Here is an 18,573-nt window from a genome sequence, read left to right on the forward strand (position 1 = left end):
GACGATCGCGGTGGGCGGGACGAGCACCGACCGATGACACGCAGCCAGTCGAATGTGGGCGGACACCCGGCCGGGACCAGCGCACCGGGTCCGCCGGCCGGGTCGTTCACCCTGCTCGGCATCGTGCTGCTGGCGCTCAACCTCCGGGCGGCGATCGCCGGGCTCGCCCCGCTGCTGCCGGACGTACGGCTCGAGCTCGGGCTGGGCAGCGGCACGGCCGGGCTGCTCACCACGTTGCCGGTGCTCTGCTTCGGGTTGATCTCCCCGGTCGCGGCGCTGCTCGGACGCGGGATCGGCGTGCAGCGGTCACTCCTGGTGGCGATGCTCGGCATCGTCGCCGGGAGTCTGGTGCGGACGGCGCCCGGGATCTGGTGGCTGGTCGCCGGCACCGTGCTGATCGGGGCCGGCATCACGGTCGGGAACGTGCTGGTGCCCAGCGCCGTCAAGCAGCACTTCCCCCGGCGGCAGGGCGCGGTGACCGCCGCGACCACGGCCGCGCTGACCGGCGGCGCGGCCCTCGCGGCCGCCGTCACCGCCCCGCTGGCGCACACCGGGCTGGGCTGGCGAGGCGCCCTGCTCGTGGTCGGCGCGCCGGCGGCCGTCGCGGCGGCCGTCTGGTTGCCGCAGCTGCGCCGCCGGCACGTCGTGCCGGCCCTCCGGGTGGGCGGCACGGCGGTGCTGCGTTCTCCGGTCACCTGGGCGCTCGCGGCGTTCATGGGGGCGCAGTCGCTGACCTACTACGCGGCGCTCGCCTGGTTGCCCACGATGCTGCGCGACGGCGGGGTCTCCGCGGCCGACGCCGGGTGGGCGCTGGCCCTGTTCAACCTGCTCGGCATCGCGACCGCGGTGCTCACGCCGGCGCTCGCGACCCGGCTGCGCGACCAGCGCGGGCTGGGCCTGCTGGTCTGCGTCACCTGGGCGGTCTGCCTGCTCGGGCTGCTCGCGGCGCCCGCGTGGTATCCGGTCTGGGCCACGGTCGGCGGGCTCGCCCAGGGGGCCGGGATCGGTCTGGCGCTGACGTTGCTCGTGCTGCGGGCCCGTACGCCGGAGTCGGCGCGTGACCTCTCCGGCACGGTGCAGTCCGTCGGCTACCTGCTGGGCGCGACCGGGCCGGTGCTCGTGGGGCTGCTGCGGGACGGCTCCGGCGGTTGGGTGCTCCCGCTCACCGCCCTGTGCGTCGCGGTGGCGGTGATGGCGGTGGCCGCGCTCGCCGCCGGACGCGACCGGCAGGTGTGACCTGTCCAGGGCCGACGGCGGGGCGACCGGCGACGGCACCGGAACATCTCGGACGAGGAGGAGACGAAGGATGCGTACCCAGGTCGGCATCGTGGGGGCAGGACCGGCGGGACTCATGTTGTCGCACCTGCTGCACCTGAACGGCATCGAGTCCGTGGTGCTGGAGTGCCGCAGCCGGGCGTACGTCGAGCACCGGGTCCGCGCGGGAGTTCTCGAACAGGGTTCGGTGGACCTGCTCCGCCGCACCGGGATCGGCGAGCGGCTCCAGCGGGAGGGCATGCGGCACGAGGGAATCGAGCTACGGTTCGACGGCGAGTCGCACCGGGTGCCGATGACGGAGCTGACAGGGCGGGCGATCACCGTCTACGGGCAGCAGGAGGTGGTCAAGGACCTCATCGCCGCCCGGCTCGCGGCCGGCGGCTCGATCCTCTTCGAGGCCGAGGTCGCACGACTGGCGGGTCTCGACTCGGACTCGCCGGTGATCCACTTCCGCCGCGACGGACGGGACGAGGAGCTGCACTGCGACTTCGTGACCGGCTGCGACGGGTTCCACGGCGTCAGCCGGGCCGCGGTGCCGGACGGGGTGCTGCGGACCTACGAGCGGACGTACCCCTTCGCGTGGCTGGGCGTGCTCGCCGCCGCTGCCCCGGCGGTCGACGAACTCGTCTACGCCAACCACGAGCGGGGCTTCGCCCTCTACAGCCTCCGGTCGCCGGAGATCTCCCGGCTGTACCTCCAGGTCGCCCCGGACGAGGAGATCGCCGCCTGGCCGGACGAGCGGATCTGGGCGGAGCTGCGGACGCGGCTGGAGACCGTGCCGGGCTGGTCGCTGAACGAGGGACCGATCCTGGAGAAGGGGATCACTCCGATGCGCAGCTTCGTGGTCGAGCCGATGCAGTGGGAGCGGCTCTTCCTGGCCGGGGACGCCGTGCACATCGTCCCGCCGACCGGGGCGAAGGGCATGAACCTCGCGCTCGCCGACGTCGCGCTGCTCGGCGACGCCTTCGCCGCCTGGTACGGCCGGCAGCGGACCGATCTGCTGGAGGCCTACTCGGCCACCGCGCTGCGCCGGGTGTGGCGGGCCCAGCACTTCTCCTGGTGGATGACCTCGATGCTGCATCGGCTGGAAAAGGACGACCCGTACGAGACGAAGCTGCAGGCGGCGACGTTGCGTTACGCCGTCTCCTCCCCCGCCTACGCCACCAGCCTCGCCGAGAACTACGTGGGGCTCCCCGAGATGTGAACGCCGCTGCACCGACCCGTCGGCACGGACCCGGCATGAGCGACACTATGCGACGGGACAAATTCGGACGGTCACCTGACGCCTCGGCGCAAGGTATCGATAAACATAAGTTAATAGAGGGGGCGTTGGCTGGGCTGGACCGAGTCACCCGAGCTACCCGGCAAAGGAGAGGCAGTGGGCAGAACCCGTCGTCCCCTGACCGTCGCCGCGGCATCCATCGCGCTCGTCGCCGCCGGCGCGATCGTCGCCCCCGCACCCGCCTCGGCCCACTGGAGCTGCGGCAGGGCGGCCCCGCCCGACATCGACACCAGCGGCGGTCACCACACCGTCGATGCCGCCAACATGCGGGTGGGATCCAGCACCCGCTGCGCGGAGAGTGGCGTCTCGTACCCCAGCCAGTCGCTCGACTACCACTGCTACGCGCTGGACATCAACGGTGTCGACACCTGGACCTACGTCGTCAACGTCCAGACGAAGGTCGGCGGCTGGATCCGTGACGACCTGCTGAACGACTACGGATCGGGCAAGTGGTGCCCGAACCAGACCAACCTCTGATCCACCCCGCGTCCCGGGTGTGACAGCTGGACGGAGGACGCCGGCACTCGTCCGAGGCCGGCGTCCTCTCGCCGGACTCCCCCGCCCGGCCCGCCGTCAGCTCACGTGGTTGCGCCAGGTGTGCCGGGGCTCGTAACCGAGCAGCCGGCGGGCCTTGTCGATGCTGAGCAGGGTCTCGTGCTCGCCGAGCTCCTTGCGGATCTCCACGCCCGGGTACACCTCCCGCATGAGGCCGGCGCTGGACCTGCTCATCACCGTGTCGGCGTTGGCGATGACGAACACCTCCGCGCCGGGCCGGTCGTACGCGAGCGCCCGCTCGACGGCCTGGGCGCCGTCCCGGGCGTCGATGTAGCCCCAGAGGTTCCATCGGCGTAGCCGAGGGTCCGCGTCGAAGGACGGGAACTGCGCGTAGTCCTCGACGTCCATGACGTTGGAGAAGCGCAGGCCCAGCATGGTCAGCTCGGGGTCCCAGCGGCAGAAGTGCCGGGCCATCTCCTCCTCGAGCGCCTTGTTCAGCGAGTACGTCGTCTCCGGGCGCGGCGCGTACTCCTCGTCGACCGGCGCGTACGGCGGCGGGGTGTCGAACGGCAGGCCGAGCACGGTCTCGCTCGACGCATACACCACTCGCTTGACGCCCGCCGCCCGCGCGGCGGCGAAGACGTTGTACGTCGCGGCCGAGTTGTTCGCGAAGGTCGTCGCGTTGGGCAGCAGCCCGGGGGCCGGGATCGCGGCCAGGTGCACGACCGCGTCGACCCGGCCGCCGTGCTCGTCGGTGCCGCCGAGCAGCGCCTCCAGCACCTGCCCGTAGTCGGTCAGGTCGGCGAGGAGGAATTCGCCGGCGACGTCGCGGGGGTCGCTCCCGGCGGTCCGGTCGACGGCGAGCACGTCGACGCCCACGTCGCGCAGGTGCGCCACCACGGCACGTCCGAGCTTGCCGGTGGCCCCGGTGACGACGACGCGCCGGGGAGGTACGGGTACGGGGGCGGAGTCGGTCATGCCGCCATCCTTCTCCTGCCGCCTGGCTCACCCGGCGCCGGGTCCGGCCCCGCCCGGTTCGTGGTCACCGCGGAACCGCCGCTGCCGGTTCGGGCGTCGTCGGTGGCGGATCAGGACGAGATCGCCTTCGCCCACGGCGCGAGGAGTCGTTCGAGGCCGGCCATCAGGTAGAAGAGGACGGTGCCCATGACGGCGAGCAGGGTCAGCGCGGCGAAGGCGAGGGGGGTGTCGGCGGACTGGCCGGAGCTGGCGATCACCGAGCCGAGCCCGGCCTCCGGGTTGATCACCTCGCCGATGATCGCGCCGATGATCGCCAGTGAGCTGGCCACCTTCAGCCCGACGAAGAGTTGCGGCAGGGCCCACGGAAGGCGAACCTTCAGGAAGGTCTGCCACCAGCTGGCGGAGAGGGAGCGAGCGAGTTCGCCGAGGTCGCTGGGGGTCGAGGTCAGGCCGGCCATGGTCGAGACCAGGATCGGGAAGAAGCAGAGCAGGACGACCATCACGATCTTGGTTTCGTACCCGAAGCCGATCCAGACCAGCAGCAGGGGCGCGAGCGCCACCTTCGGCACCGCGTTGATCCCGGCGATGAACGGGAGGGCCATCCGCTCGACCGTCCGCGAGGCGGCGAGCAGGACGGCGAGAAGCAGTCCACCGGCCGCGGCGATCCCGAACCCGATGAGCGTTTCCAGGAGGGTCACCCAGGCCTGCTCGGCGAGGTAGCCGGGGAGCCGGACGAACGCGTCGACCACGTCCGGGGGCGCGGGCAGGAAGAAGGGGTCGATGTCGAAGACCCACGTCACCAGCCACCAGAGGGCTATCGCCAGGACGGCGCCCAGGGTGGGCAGCCCGGCACTTCGCCATCGCCGCGGGGGCGGGACGTTGTCGGTCACGTCGACTCCGCCGGGTCGTCAGGGCTTCGACACGAAGCTGGAGTCGACAACGTGCGACGGGGTGAGACCCGGCCGGATCAGACCGGAATCCTGGAGGACGCCGATGGTACGGCTCACCCGTGACTCGTCGAGGAATCCGATCGGGGCGCCGTCGGCGGGGCGGACGTGCGGAGTCATCGCCTCGATCTCGCTCCTGCCCGCCGCCACGGTGTAGGTCGGCTTCACCTTGTTGAGGATCGTCGCGGCCTCCTCCGGGTGCTCGATGCTGTACGCGAGCCCCTTGAGCAGCGCGGTGGTGAACCGCCGCACCAGGTCGGGATCCTTCTCGATGAGCGACGGGGTGGTGATGACGGCGTTGCCGAAGAGGTCCTTCAGGTAGTCGCTGTAGGGCAGGACGACGACCTCCTTCCGGGAGGCCGTCTCGAGAGCGCCTCGACTGAGCAGGAAGGTGCCCAGCGCGTCGACCTTCCGGCTCGCCATGAGCCCGTTGAGCGCGGTGGCCTGCACGCCCTCGATCTTCACCGTCTTCGGGTCGAGGCCGGCCAGTTGGGCGTACGCCGGAAAGAGCAGCTCGGTCACGGAGCCGGCGCCGGTCGCCATCGTCTTGCCCTGCAGGTCCTTCGGGGTGCTGATGCCGGTGTCCTTGGTGGTCATCACCGAGATCAGCGTCTGCTGGTGCACGGCGGCGACCGCCCGCCAGTCGGTGAACTCACCCCTGCCGGCCTGGATGACGGCGCCGGTGAAGTCGAGCGCCGCGAACTGGACCTGACCGGCCTTGAGGGCGGTCAGGTTCTGCTGATTGCCGGCGCCCTCCTTGATGTCGACCTCGATGCCGGCCTCGGCGAAGTAGCCCTTCTCCTTCGCCACCCACGCGAAGGCGTCCCGGCCCACGGCGCCGAAGGCGGTGATGTAGGCGACCTGGTCGGCGTCCCTGCCGGTCGGGTCGCCGCTGCCGGCGTCGGAGTCGCCGCAGCCGGTCACGACCAGCACCGTGGCCAACAGGGCCGCCGCCAGCGCGCGGGTGCGCTTGGTCATGTGAAGCCTCCAGCTTCGACGTGTCGATCCGTCGCCGGCACCTCGGCGTCGGCGGAATCCGGTGGCAGCCTCTTCGTGGCCGGCTCGCGTTGATTGAGCATCGTAGATTATCCGGGCCTCGGGTGTCACCGCGAGAAGCAGCACGGGGGCATGAAATCCCTTACCGTGCAACGGATTCCGCCGACAGGTCATCGTTGACATCGGATATCCGGGCGACGACCCTGTCGTATGTGGCGCCACCCGGGCCGAGCGGATCGGTTCCCGAGCGGCCGGCCGGACCGGCTCGGTCCGCCCTCCTGCGCCGGCGCCGGTGGCGAGCCCTCGAAGGAGCCGGATGTCTGATCACCCCACCCCGTCCGCGCGCGCACGCGCCCTGGTCGCCGGGGCGTACGACACGCACGTGCACGTGGCCCCCGATGTGATGGCGCGCCGGATCGACGATCTCGATCTGGCGTACCGCTGCGCCGACGTCGGGCTCGCCGGCTTCGTCCTCAAGTCCCACTACGTGGCGACGGCCGAGCGGGCGGCGGTGGTCCGCAAGGTGGTGCCCGAGGTCGACGTCCTCGGTGCGATCACGCTGAACGGGGCCATGGGCGGCATCAACCCGGTCGCCGTCGAGGTCGCCGGACGGCAGGGCGCCCGGATCGTCTGGCTGCCCACCGTCGACTCGGGGAACCAGCGGCGCAGCACCGCCGCCGATCTGCCGGGTGCGACACCCGCGATGTGGGGGGCCTTCCAGGCCGACCTGCACGCCGAGGGCATCGTCCCGGACGTGGTCGAGGTCGTCGACGACGACGGGGTGGTGCTCGACCGGGTCCGCCAGGTGCTGCGGGTGATCGCACGGCACGACATGGCGCTCGCCACCGGCCACCTGAGCGGCGCCGAGATCCTCGCCGTGGTCCGCGCCGCCACCGAGGCCGGGGTACGCCGGATCGTGGTCACCCATCCGGAGTTCACCTCGCAGCGACTGTCGCCTGCGCAGCAGCGGTCGCTGGCCGAGGCGGGGGCGCTGCTGGAACGCTGCTTCACCACGCCGCACAGCGGGAAGGTCGCCTGGGCGGACCTGTTCGCCAACATCCGGGCGGCCGGCGTGGAGCACTCGGTTCTCTCCAGCGACCTGGGCCAGCCCTTCAACCCACCGGTCGAGGACGGCCTCGCTCTGTTCGCCGATCGGCTGCTCGATGCCGGTTTCACCGAGGAGGAGATCCACACGATGGCCGTGGTCAACTCCCGCCGTCTGGCAATGCCGGGAACGGCGGTGCCGGCATGAGCGGACGACGGATGCTGGTGGTGGGCGCCCACTCGGCCGACTTCGTGTGGCGGGCCGCCGGAGCGGTCGCCAAACACACCGCGGCCGGGGGCGAGGCCGTCGTGCTGGCGCTCTCCTACGGGGAGCGGGGTGAATCGGGCGAGCTCTGGAAGGACCCGAACCAGACGGTCGAGAACGTCAAGCGACTCCGGCACGCCGAGGCGGCGCGTGCCGCGGCCGCGGTGGGCGCCACGTTCGAGGCCTTCGACCTGGGCGACTACCCGCTGCGGATCGGCGACGAGGACGTCGACCGGCTGGCCGCGCTGATGCGGGAGTACGCCCCGCACGTGGTGCTCACCCATCCGGACCGCGATCCGTTCAACCCCGATCACCCGGTGGCGCACGCCGCGGCGGCGACCGCGCGCCAGCTCACCGCCGGCGCCGGCGTGTCGAGCGGCTTCAAGACTGCGCCGCCCTCGGAGTTCCTGGTCTTCGAGCCGCACCAGCCCGAGCTCTGCGGGTTCGTTCCCACCGTCTTCGTCGACATCACCGACGTGATGGCCGCCAAACAGGAGGCGATGGCGGCGATGAGCGCCCAGCACTACCTCCGCGAGTACTACACGCAGCGGGCCGAGCAACGGGGGAACCACGCCCGCCGGGTCACCGGCGACGCCGCCATCCGGCAGGCCGAGGCGTTCCAGCGGCTGATCCCGAATGTGGTGGGTTCGCTGTGAGCGGGGTCGACGACGCGACGGCTGCCGTCGACCCGGTGGTGGTCGAGACGCTGGCCGCCGGCGGGGTGGCCACCGTCTACGAGGCCTCCGGTCGGCGAGGTCTGATCGACGTCGACCTGGTGCAGATCGTGCCGGGCACCCGGGTCGCCGGGGCGGCCCGGACCGTCCTGTGCGGCCAGGACGACAACCGGGCCGTGCACGAGGCGATGACGGTGTTGCGCCCCGGCGAGGTGCTCGTCCTCACCATGCCGGAGCCGGCCCCGGTGGCCCTCATCGGCGAGCTGCTGGCCACCCAGGCCAGGGTGGCGGGCGCGGCCGGCGTACTTGTCGACGCCGCGGTGCGGGACGTGACCGAGCTACGGGAACTCGGACTGCCCGTCTGGGCCCGGTGGCGCCGGGTGCGCGGTGCCACCAAGCGCCACCGGGGCTCGCTCGACGTCCCGGTACGGGTCGGTGGCGTCACGGTCGGACCGGGGGACGTCGTGGTGCTCGACGCCGACGGTGGCGTGGTGGTGGCGCGGGAGCGGGCGGCCGAGGTGGCGGCCGCGGCGACCGCCCGGATCGGGCGGGAGTCCGGTTTGCGAGCTCGACTGGAGGCCGGTGCGCACAGCTACGACCTGCACGGCATGCGGGCCGAGGACGAGTCCGCCGGGTGACGCGGGGCACCCCGAGGTCGGTACATCAATGACTCAAGGAGTTCGGAAGGCCGGGTACGGGCTCAGCCGATCAGTGGGTGGCTGACGGCGCCGTCGGTGCTCAGTTCCCGCTCCAGGGTCTCCTGGGCGGCGCGTATCGCCCCGGCGTACGGCGGTTCGGCGGCGACGACTTGAGCAAGATCTGTTAGCCCGAGTGATGTAAGTGACAGGACGATCTCTCACTTGAGAGGGCATGCTGTCATTTATGGCTGATGAAGACACTGTCGCGGGACGCCTGGCCGGTTGGGCGAGCCGCCTGCGTTTCGAGGATCTGCCCGCCGAGGTTGTCGAGCGCACCGAGCAGGTGATCCTCGACCAGCTCGGGGTGCAGGTGCTCGGCACGACCCTGCCCAACATCCAGCCGGTGCGCCGGCTGGCCGCAGCGGCATCGGGCGCACCCGAGAGCACGGTGACCGGCGGCGACCGGAAGACCACCGCAGCGCAGGCCGCGTACGTCAACGGCACCCTCGGCCACAGTTGCGAGTACGACGACGCGCACGGCGCCGCCTGGCACACCTCCTCGGCCGTGGTGCCGGCCGCGCTGGCGCTCGCCGAGCGTGACGGCGCCGACGGCCGCGAACTGATCACCGCGGTGGCCGCCGGGATCCAGGTGATGGGACTGCTGGGCGCGGTGACCACCAGCGGCATGCTGGCCACCGGCTGGCACGGTTCCAAGGTTCTCGGGGTGTTCGGCGCGACCGCCGCAGCCGGCCGCATCCTGCGGCTCGGCCCGGCCGAGCTGACCCAGGCATTCGGGATCGTCGGCAGCGACGCCTCCGGCACGATGGAGTACGACCGCAGCGGCGGCGAGGTCAAGCGCCTGCACGCCGGCTCCGCGGCCCGTGCCGGCACGGAGGCGGCGCAACTCGCCCAGCTTGGTCTGACCGGCCCGCCGACGATCTTCGAGGGGCATCGTGGCGTTTTCGGGCTCTTCGGCGGCGCCGAGGGTGCGGACATCCCGGAGGCCGCGTGGCAGCACTGGCAGGTACTGGACACGATCTTCCGCTTCTACCCGGCCGTCGCCACCGTGCATGCCCCGCTCGACGCGATCCGTCACCTGCGCGAGAGCACTCCGATCGACCCACGGCAGATCGAGCGGATCCGGATCGGGCTCGTCGACTTCGCGGTCGGCCACGGCGCCGCCATCACCCGGCCGACCGACGCGATCTCCGCCCAGTTCAGCCTGGCGTTCGGCGCCGGCCTGCAGTTCGTCACCGGTCGCAACGCGCCCGCCGACTACTTCGACCCGGACCGGTGGAACGACCCCGCGATCCTGGCCGTCGGCGATCTGATCGAGCCGTACGCGATGCCCATCCCGGCAGGTGACCCGGTGTTCAGCGCCCGCGTCGAGATCGAGCTGCGTGACGGCGTCCACCTGGAGCATTACCAGGCCGGCTTCCGCGGCCACCCGACCCGCCCGGCCACCTCGGTCGACATCGAACGCAAGTTCACCGACAACGTCGCGGGTGTGCTCGGCGACGAGGCCGCCGCCGCAATCGTCAGGACCGTCGCGACGCTGCACGAGGGGGATTCCGTACCGTCGCTCACGGCGCTGCTCCGGCGACCGTAGAAAGGGTTGATCATGCCGTCTCCACCCGCTCCCGGCGCACTGCGCCGGGACGCCGCCGCCAACCGGAGGCGCCTCCTCGACGCCGCCGAGCGCGTGTTCGCCGAACGTGGGCCCGAGGCGAGCATGGAGGAGATCGCCCGCGCGGCGGAGGTCAGCCCGGCCACCCTCTACCGGCGCTTCCCGACCAAGGACGCACTGGTTCGGGAGGTCCTCGCCACGTTCTTCGGCCAACTGGTCGGGCTGGCCGGGCAGGCCCTGAGCGAGCCACCACAGCGCTGCCTCGACGTCTACTTCGAGACCGTCGGCTACCAGCTCGCCTGCAAGCGTGGCTTCATGCACGGCATGTGGGGCGAGCTCGCGCCGGCCCAGCTCGTCGCCGAACTGGAGGCCCGAACCGGCGAGTTGCTCGAACGCGCCCAGCGCGGCGGCGGGATCCAGCAATCCGTCACCCTCGCCGACATCGCGGCGACCATCTGGGCGTTGCGCGGCATCATCCACACCGCCGGGGAGGCCGCGCCGGACGCCTGGCGGCGACACCTCGGCTACGTGCTCGCCGGGCTGCGCGGCCCCTCTCCCACCGCGCCGGCAGCATCGGTCACCCTCTCACTGCCGAAGCAAGCCGTGGAGGAAAGGTCGACAGCGCCGCGACTTCACTGAACGTGACGGCCGACCGTACCCGCCGGCCCTCGAGCACCTCGATCTCGAGGAGGCCTCGGTGCTCCTCACCATGCGCACGATGCCGGGCCTGTGGTGACGTCTCGCCGGCCCACCCGGCGCCCGGACCGTCCGGCGCGCTGATCCCGCCGTCCGGCGAGCCGTACCGGGTCACCGCGTTCGGTCGCCGGGTCGGGGCGTCGAGCCGCACACCCGCAGCCCACGCGGCGAGTGGACGCCGTGCCCGGCCTGGTCTACGAAAACCTTTTCGAGAAGAGGCCTGTCGGGTGACAACCAAGCCACCTGAAAGGCGTACTGTGGACCGTTAAGCTCTGCATTGGTCCCGAAACAGCACGTCGAAAGGGTTTCGATGGCAAGGCATCGCACGCAGGCGGTGACGTTGAGCGACGTCGCGCGTCGAGCCGGCGTCTCCGTCGCCACCGCCTCGAAGGCGCTCAACGACCGCGGTGAGGTGGCGCCGGCGACGCGGGAACGCGTGCTCAGGGCGGCGAGTGAGCTCTCCTTCCAACCGAACGCTCTCGCCCGGGGACTGATCTCCGGTCGCACCCGCACCATCGGCCTGCTCACCGACGAGCTCGGGGGCCGTTTCTCCATCCCGATCCTGCTCGGCGCGGAGAACGCCCTCGGCAACGAGCAGATGTCGGTGCTGCTCTGCGACGCCCGGGGCGACGCCATCCGCCGGCAGCACTACATCCGTACGCTGCTCGCCCGCCGGGTGGACGGGTTCATCCTGGTGGGCGACAGCAACGACGTACGGCCGTCGCTGACCCGTGACATCCCCGTCCCGGTCGTCTACGTCTACGGCGAGTCCACCGACCCGGACGACGTCTCCCTGCTGGCGGACGACGAGGGCGGCGCCCGCCTCGCCGCCGAGCACCTCGTCGCCCTGGGCCGCCGCCGGATCGCACACGTCACCGGGCCGCACAGCTACCGGGCGGCCCGCGACCGAGTCACCGGGCTGCGCGCCGTGCTGGCCGAGCACGGGCTGCCGCTCGCCGGCCGGGAGCCGTTGTACGGCGAGTGGTCGCAGCGGTGGGGCCGCCACGCGGCTCACCTGCTGCTGACCGCCGACCCCGACATCGACGCGGTCTTCTGCGGCAACGACCAGATCGCGACAGGTGTCGCGCAGACGCTGCTCGACCTCGGCCGGCGCATTCCCGAGGACGTCGCGATCGTCGGCTACGACAACTGGGAGGACTTCGCGACCGACTGCCGCCCGCCGCTGACCACCGTCGACGTCGACCTGGAGCAGCTCGGGGCGAGCGCGGTCGAGCACCTCTTCTCCGCGCTCGACGGGACGCCGTCGCGCGGCGTCCTCCGGCAACCCTGCCGCCTGGTCGTCCGCGAGTCCACCGGCCCCGCGACACCACCGGTGCAGCGACGCCCGCCGCAGCCGGACGCACACCGGGCTCAGCCATGACACCGCCGCCGCGACGACGCCCGCCACAGGCGGCTGCAGACCGGGCGCGGCCGTGAGAGGGTCGGCGGCGCCGAGGGGTCACCGGCCCGGCCCGACTCGCCGTGGCTCGTCGCAGGCACGCCGACGAAGGGTCGGCCACGCACCGTTAGAGTGATCGGTGTCATCGAGCAGAAGGTGGGACCAGGTGCCACGGGGAGGCTCACCGAGTCAGGCGGGGACCAGCAGCGTGGGTCGGCCCCGCGCCACTGTGATGCGGGACGTCGCGCGGCTCGCCGGGGTGTCGCACCAGACCGTCTCCCGGGTGCTGAACAACCATCCGAACGTCCGGCAGGAGACCCGCGATCGCGTCGTCCAGGCCATGGAGGCGCTCAACTACCGTCGCAACCTCGCCGCGCGCACGCTGGTCACCCGACGCTCCGGGGCGCTCGGCATCGTCGGTTTCGAGAGCACCCTGTTCGGTCCGGCGTCGATGCTGTACGCGATCGAGGACGCCGCCCGCGCCGCCGGATACTTCGTCAGCGTGGCCACGGTGCGCAGCCTGGACCGGCAGTCGGTGCTCGACGCCGTCGACCGGCTCGCCCAGCAGTCGGTGGAGGGCATCATCGCGATCGCGCCGAAGCAGGCCGTCACCCACGCGCTCGTGCAGGTGTCGCCGGTGCTGGCGTGCGTCGGGGTGGGCGGTGGCGGCGACGACGACGGCGTGCCCACGGTCCGGGTCGACAACCGGGTCGGCGCGGCGCTGGCCACCCGGCATCTGCTGGAGCTCGGCCATGCCACGGTGCATCACGTCGCCGGTCCGGCGGACTGGCCGGAGGCGGTGGAGCGGGTCGACGGTTGGCGCGACACCCTGTATGCGGCCGGCGCGGTCGTGCCACCGGTACGGCCACAGGAGTGGAGCGCCCGATCGGGGTACGAGCAGGGCCGGCAGCTCGCCGCCGATCCGGACGTGACAGCGATCTTCTGCGCCAACGACCAGATCGCGTTGGGGGTGCTGCGTGCGCTGCACGAGGCGGGGCGGCGGGTGCCCGAGGACGTGAGCGTCGTCGGCTTCGACGGCATGCCGGACTCGGAGTACTTCCTGCCGCCGCTGACCACCGTTCGTCAGGACTTCGCCGAGTTGGGCCGCCGGAGCATCGACATGCTGCTACGCAAGATCGGCTCGGCAGGTCAGCCGCGGGAGCACACGCTGCTGGCCCCCGAATTGGTCCGGCGGGAGAGCTCCGGCCCGCCCCGCGGCTGACCGGCGGCGCGGCGCGTCCCGCCCTGCGGCTCAGACGCGCAGCGGCAGTTCGTTGCGGTGCAGCCGGAACGCGTCGACGTCGCCCGGATCCACGGCGAGCCGCAGGTCGGGCAGCTGCTGGGCGATCCGTTCGAACATGATCCGGCTCTCCAGCCGGGCCAGGTGGGCGCCGAGGCAGAAGTGGATGCCGTGCCCGAACGCGATGTGCTTGCGGGCATCCGGGCGGTGGATGTCGAACTCGTGCGGTCGCTCGAAGACCGCCGGATCGCGGTTGGCGCCCCAGAGCGAGAGCCCCACCCGGTCGAAGGCGGGCACCACTCCCCCGCCCAGCTCGACGTCGCGGAAGGCGAAGCGGGGCGGCACGATCTCGACTGGTCCCCGGAACCTGAGCGTCTCCTCGACCACCAGCTCCGCCAGCGTGGGGTTCTCGCGCAGGGACTGCCACTGTGACGGGTGGGTGAGCAGGAGCCGGATTCCGTTGACGATCAGGTCGACGGTGGTCTCCTGCCCGGCGATGAGCAGGAGTTGGACGAGGGCCACGAGCTCGTCGCGGTCGAGGCGGTCCTCCTGCTCCTCCAGCGCCACCAGCTCGGAGATCAGGTCGCCGGTCGGCTCGACGCGCCGCCGCGCCGCGAGTTCGTCGAGGTAGGCGCCGAACTCGACGGTGGCTCTGGGACCGTCCGGGCTGGCCGAGACGATCGCGGCGGACCAGGCGCGGAACTGCCACCGGTCCGGCTCGGGCACACCCACGAGCTCCGCGATGACGTTCACCGGCACCGGGTCGGCGAGGTCCGCCACGCCGTCGATCCGGCCGCGCCGTCGCGCGTCGTCGACGAGCCGATCGGCCAGGGTGTGGATCCAGGGCTCGAGCCGCGCCACCGCGCGTGCCGTGAAGCCGGCGCTGACCAGCCCTCGTAGCCGGGTGTGGTCCGGCGGATCCAGGCTGATCAGCTGTCGCGCCTCGATCCTGGCCACCTCGTCCGAGCGGTGCCGGTCGGGTTGGTGCGCGACGGGGCGGTGCCGGTGGATCTCGTGCCCGATCGCCGGGTGGCGCAGGCCCGCCAGCACGTCCGCGTGTCCGGCCACCACCCAGAGCCGGTTGCCCGCCGGGTCGATCTGGAGCACCGGGTGTCCGGCCTCGCGTACCCGGTCGTAGAAGCCGTGCGGGTCGTTGCGGACCGCCGGATCCCACAGCTCCGACAGGTCGAAACCGGCGGCCACGCTGCCTCCTCGATCCGAGCGTCCACTCCGGCGACCGCAGCCGCGGCGGCGTCGCGTCGACTGTTCGCAGCAGTGTGGACATGCCGTCGGGCCCGCCGGAACCAGCTGGTTGAGCGTTAACATAGATACGTTTCTGGAACGTGTCAAACATCGAACTTACTTGCGCGCAGGGATTGACGGTCGCGTAAGTGAACGTTCACACTCCCTGGCAACGGTGGTCTCGTCTGCGGCAGCGCGCCGCCGCGGGCGAGACCATCTGCGACACCGGCTTCCACGGATCCCGCCAACGCCCCAGATGGAGGAGCCCCGATGGGCTGACGGTGCACCAGAGAGCCGATACGACGGGCGGCCCCGGGTCGCCCGGACCAGGCGCGGCGCAGCGGGATGTCCGCTACCGGCCACGGACCTCGTGCCGATCCCGCCCCGCCCGCACAGGTGTCAGTGCGGGCGATCGCCGTGGAGCTGACCGAACCCCGACTTGCCCCGAGCCGGCGAACCGCCGGCGCCGACGCGAGCAGAGACCAACCGGTCCCGCGGATCCAGACACCGCGCAGACCCCTGCCCAGGTGGTCTGCCCAGCCACCCCACGCGGAAGGACGATCTTCAGTGGCCCAACCCGACAAGCTCTCCGTCAATCGACGTCAGCTACTCCAGGCCTCGGCGGTCGGCGCGGCCGCGGTGGCCGGCGTCGCCGCGCTCCCGGAAGCGGCCGCCGCGGCGCCGGAGGCCGCACCGGCAGCCGGCCTGGCGCCCTCCGGCCCGGCCGCGCCCGATCCCGGCCCCGGCGGCACCGCTCCGGTCCGGCCCTTCCAGCTGCGCGACGTGAAGCTGGGCAACGGCCTGCTCCAGGAGAAGCGCGACCGGATGAAGGACTACCTCCGGCAGTACGACGAGCGGCGCTTCCTGGTGCTCTTCAACAACCAGGCCGGCCGCCCGAATCCCGCGGGCGTCGCGGTTCCCGGCGGCTGGGAGGACGGCGGGCTGCTCAGCGGCCACTGGGCCGGCCACTTCATGACCGGCCTGGCGCAGGCGTACGCCGACCAGGGCGAGCCGATCTTCAAGACCAAGCTCGACTGGATGGTCGACGAGATCGCCGCCTGTCAGGAGGCGATCACGGCTCGGATGGGCAGCGGCGGCGGCCCGGGCGGTGGCGATCCGGAGGAGCCGGAGATCGGCCGCACGCCGGGCAGGTTCGGCAGCGGGCTCCGGCTGAACGGCCCCAGCGCGGCGCAGCACGTGACCCTCCCGCAGGAGGCGATCAGCCAGCTCACCGACTTCACGATCGCCACCTGGGTGAACCTCGCCTCCACCCAGAACTGGAGCCGGGTGTTCGACTTCGGCCAGAACACCACAGTCAACATGTTCCTGACCGCGCGTGCGGGCGTCACCGGCAACGCCCCGCGGTTCGCCATCACGACCGGCGGCTCCGGTGGGGAGCAGCAGATCAACGGCGACGCGGCGTTGCCCACGAACGAGTGGGTGCACCTGGCCGTCACGCTCACGCAGAACACCGGAACGCTCTACGTGAACGGCCGGGCGGCCGGCACGAACTCGAACATGACCCTCAACCCGTCGCACCTCGGCAACCCCGGGAACCGGTGGATCGGGCGGTCCCAGTACGGCGACGCCTTCCTGGACGCGACCCTCGACGAGTTCCACATCTTCGACCGGGCGCTGAGCCAGCAGGAGGTCCAGTCCCTGCTGGACTCGGCGGCGGGCACCACCGGCGGCGGGACGATCGCCTGGTACCGGTTCGACGAGGAGGGCGGCTCCACCCTCAAGGACTCCTCGCCCAACGGCCGGGACGCGGGCGTCGTGGCGACCCGGAACGAGACCGAGCTGTGGATCCCGACCTACCCCGGCTACGTGGGCGCCATTCCGGAGGACGCCGTGCTCCGCCTCGGCCCGCCGAGGTGGGCGGTCTACGGCGGCAACAAGGACACCAACACCTGGGCCCCCTGGTACACCCAACACAAGATCATGCGCGGCCTGCTCGACGCCTACTACCACACGGACAACCAGAAGGCGCTCGACGTGGTGGTGAAGATGGCCAACTGGGCCCATCTCGCGCTGACCGTCGGGGACAAGAACCACCCCGACTACACGGGCCCGATCACCCGGGACAACCTGAACTACATGTGGGACCTCTACATCGCCGGCGAGTCCGGCGGCGCGAACGAGGTGTTCCCCGAGATCTACGCGCTCACCGGCGACGCGAAGCACCTGGAGACCGCCAAGTGCTTCGACAACCGTGAGTCGCTCTTCGACGCCTGCGTGCAGAACCGCGACATCCTCGTGGTGACCCCGGCGAACCGGCCCGGTCGTCGCCGGCCCGACCGGCTGCACGCCAACACGCACGTGCCGCAGTTCATCGGGTACATGCGGGTCTACGAGCACACCGGCGACCGGGAGTACTTCCAGGCGGCGAAGAACTTCTTCGGGATGGTCGTGCCGCACCGCATGTTCGCCCACGGCGGCACGGGCGGGAACTACCCCGGTTCCAACAACAACATCGAGATGTTCCAGAACCGGGGCAACATCGCGAACGCGATGGCGCAGGGCGGCGCGGAGACCTGCACCACGTACAACCTCATCAAGCTGGCCCGCAACCTTTTCCTGCACGAGCACGACGCCGCGTACATGGACTACTACGAGCGGGGCCTGATCAACATGATCACCGGCTCCCGCGCCGACAGCACGAGCGTCAGCAACCCGCAGGTCACCTACTTCCAGCCGCTGACCCCGGGCGCCAACCGCAGCTACGGCAACACCGGAACCTGCTGCGGCGGGACCGGCCTGGAGAACCACACCAAGTACCAGGAGACGATCTACTTCAAGTCCGCCGACGGCCGGACGCTCTGGGTCAACCTCTACGCGGCCTCGACGCTGACCTGGGCGGAGAAGGGCTTCACCGTCGTCCAGGAGACGAACTACCCGCGGGAGGACCACACCAGGCTGACCGTCAACGGCAGCGGCCGGCTCGACATCAAGCTGCGGGTGCCGGGCTGGGTGGAGAAGGGCTTCTTCGTCTCGATCAACGGCAAGGCGCAGAAGGTCGACGCCAAGCCGGGGCGCTACCTGACGTTGAGCCGTACCTGGCGACGCGGCGACACCATCGACATCCGGATGCCGTTCAGCATCCGGATCGAGCGGGCGATCGACCGTCCGGACACCCAGTCGATCTTCTGGGGACCGGTCCTGCTCCAGATCCTCGGCAACCCCGGGAACGGGACCTACCGCGAGCTCTCCCTCTACGGCCAGCTGAAGCGGGACGGCGACTACGCCCGCTCGGCCATCACGCACGCGAGCACCACGGCGGCGGGAGACCCGCTCTTCACCACGCACGACCTCACATTGCGTCCGTACTACATCAGCGACACCCAGCCGGTCTCGTCGTACTTCCGCCGGGTCGAGCCGACGATCGTGTTCGGGTCCGTCGACACCGGTGTGCCGAACCGCAAGCGCAACGAGGGGCTGCCCAACTACGACGTGCCCGTGGACGGGATCACCTCGCCCGGCACCGACGGCCCGACCTTCCTCGACCTGGTGTGGGACCGGGCGCCCTTCGCCAACCACGGTCAGTTCGTGTCGACGGTGACCCTCATCGCCGAGTCGTTCCGCCGGGCGGGGGTCTTCACGGCGGTGGAGTTGGCGCGGGTGGTCTCGGGCGCGGCCCGGGCCAACCGGGAGCTCGAGCCGTAGGCCGGCGTACCGGCGACTGACGCACGAGAGTCTCACCCGTGGGCGGCGGTCCGGTCGACGACCGGGCCGCCGCCCCGCGACCGTGCCCGGCACCTCGCGCCGCCCGGGTCGG

At 71.6% G+C, this 18,573-nt stretch carries 15 protein-coding genes; 11 read left to right on the plus strand and 4 right to left on the minus strand.

Translation table 11 applies throughout. The features are described 5' to 3' along the window. The first annotated feature begins 33 nt into the window (after window positions 1-33). The 3 genes from E1211_RS00315 (at window position 34) to E1211_RS00325 (ending at window position 3,034) form a co-directional block, all read left to right on the plus strand. Window positions 34-1,236 carry an MFS transporter gene (locus E1211_RS00315; protein WP_132344095.1) on the plus strand — a complete coding sequence of 401 codons (1,203 nt, stop codon included), beginning with the start codon at window positions 34-36 and terminating at the stop codon, window positions 1,234-1,236. A 70-nt stretch (window positions 1,237-1,306) separates the two neighbouring features. Continuing rightward, window positions 1,307-2,479 (plus strand): 4-hydroxybenzoate 3-monooxygenase, encoded by a 1,173-nt coding sequence (locus tag E1211_RS00320; RefSeq protein ID WP_132344097.1) that lies wholly within the window; start codon window positions 1,307-1,309, stop codon window positions 2,477-2,479. A gap of 174 nt (window positions 2,480-2,653) precedes the next feature. Next, complete coding sequence (locus E1211_RS00325; RefSeq protein WP_243709242.1) at window positions 2,654-3,034, plus strand: hypothetical protein; 381 nt, start codon at window positions 2,654-2,656, stop codon at window positions 3,032-3,034. A 96-nt stretch (window positions 3,035-3,130) separates the two neighbouring features. On the opposite strand, the gene E1211_RS00330 is transcribed toward E1211_RS00325, so the two are convergent. The 3 genes from E1211_RS00330 to E1211_RS00340 form a co-directional block, all read right to left on the minus strand. Continuing rightward, window positions 3,131-4,030 (minus strand): NAD(P)-dependent oxidoreductase, encoded by a 900-nt coding sequence (locus E1211_RS00330; RefSeq protein ID WP_132344099.1) that lies wholly within the window; start codon window positions 4,028-4,030, stop codon window positions 3,131-3,133. A 110-nt stretch (window positions 4,031-4,140) separates the two neighbouring features. After that, on the minus strand, window positions 4,141-4,920 hold the full coding sequence (locus tag E1211_RS00335) for an ABC transporter permease (RefSeq protein ID WP_132344101.1): 780 nt from the start codon (window positions 4,918-4,920) through the stop codon (window positions 4,141-4,143). An 18-nt stretch (window positions 4,921-4,938) separates the two neighbouring features. Next, complete coding sequence (locus E1211_RS00340) at window positions 4,939-5,955, minus strand: ABC transporter substrate-binding protein (RefSeq protein WP_132344103.1); 1,017 nt, start codon at window positions 5,953-5,955, stop codon at window positions 4,939-4,941. 334 nt (window positions 5,956-6,289) lie between these two features. Here E1211_RS00340 and E1211_RS00345 point away from each other — a divergent pair, with 334 nt between their 5' ends. The 7 genes from E1211_RS00345 (at window position 6,290) to E1211_RS00375 (ending at window position 13,538) form a co-directional block, all read left to right on the plus strand. Beyond that, window positions 6,290-7,225: a DUF6282 family protein gene (locus E1211_RS00345; protein ID WP_132344105.1), complete on the plus strand. Its 936-nt coding sequence runs from the start codon at window positions 6,290-6,292 to the stop codon at window positions 7,223-7,225. Beyond that, window positions 7,222-7,938: a PIG-L deacetylase family protein gene (locus E1211_RS00350; RefSeq protein WP_132344107.1), complete on the plus strand. Its 717-nt coding sequence runs from the start codon at window positions 7,222-7,224 to the stop codon at window positions 7,936-7,938. Before E1211_RS00345 ends, E1211_RS00350 begins: the two co-directional genes overlap by 4 nt. Then, on the plus strand, window positions 7,935-8,594 hold the full coding sequence (locus tag E1211_RS00355) for an RraA family protein (RefSeq protein ID WP_207915111.1): 660 nt from the start codon (window positions 7,935-7,937) through the stop codon (window positions 8,592-8,594). The genes E1211_RS00350 and E1211_RS00355 overlap by 4 nt, the downstream gene beginning before the upstream one ends. Window positions 8,595-8,838: 244 nt before the next feature. Beyond that, on the plus strand, window positions 8,839-10,203 hold the full coding sequence (locus E1211_RS00360) for an MmgE/PrpD family protein (RefSeq protein ID WP_165947116.1): 1,365 nt from the start codon (window positions 8,839-8,841) through the stop codon (window positions 10,201-10,203). 12 nt (window positions 10,204-10,215) lie between these two features. Beyond that, window positions 10,216-10,860, plus strand: a complete 645-nt coding sequence (locus E1211_RS00365; RefSeq protein WP_132344111.1) for a TetR/AcrR family transcriptional regulator — start codon at window positions 10,216-10,218, stop codon at window positions 10,858-10,860. 367 nt (window positions 10,861-11,227) lie between these two features. Continuing rightward, window positions 11,228-12,298: a LacI family DNA-binding transcriptional regulator gene (locus E1211_RS00370; protein ID WP_132344113.1), complete on the plus strand. Its 1,071-nt coding sequence runs from the start codon at window positions 11,228-11,230 to the stop codon at window positions 12,296-12,298. 250 nt (window positions 12,299-12,548) lie between these two features. Beyond that, a complete protein-coding gene (locus E1211_RS00375) occupies window positions 12,549-13,538 on the plus strand; it encodes a LacI family DNA-binding transcriptional regulator (RefSeq protein WP_132344310.1) in 990 nt (329 codons plus the stop codon). Window positions 13,539-13,568: 30 nt separating this feature from the next. Here the strand turns inward: E1211_RS00375 and E1211_RS00380 are convergent, their stop codons facing one another. Then, window positions 13,569-14,759 (minus strand): cytochrome P450, encoded by a 1,191-nt coding sequence (locus E1211_RS00380; RefSeq protein ID WP_132344115.1) that lies wholly within the window; start codon window positions 14,757-14,759, stop codon window positions 13,569-13,571. Window positions 14,760-15,365: 606 nt separating this feature from the next. Here E1211_RS00380 and E1211_RS00385 point away from each other — a divergent pair. Then, window positions 15,366-18,461 carry a beta-L-arabinofuranosidase domain-containing protein gene (locus E1211_RS00385; protein WP_243709243.1) on the plus strand — a complete coding sequence of 1,032 codons (3,096 nt, stop codon included), beginning with the start codon at window positions 15,366-15,368 and terminating at the stop codon, window positions 18,459-18,461. Window positions 18,462-18,573: the final 112 nt, after the last annotated feature.

This window comes from Micromonospora sp. 15K316 (assembly GCF_004348525.1).
GTDB lineage: Bacteria > Actinomycetota > Actinomycetes > Mycobacteriales > Micromonosporaceae > Micromonospora.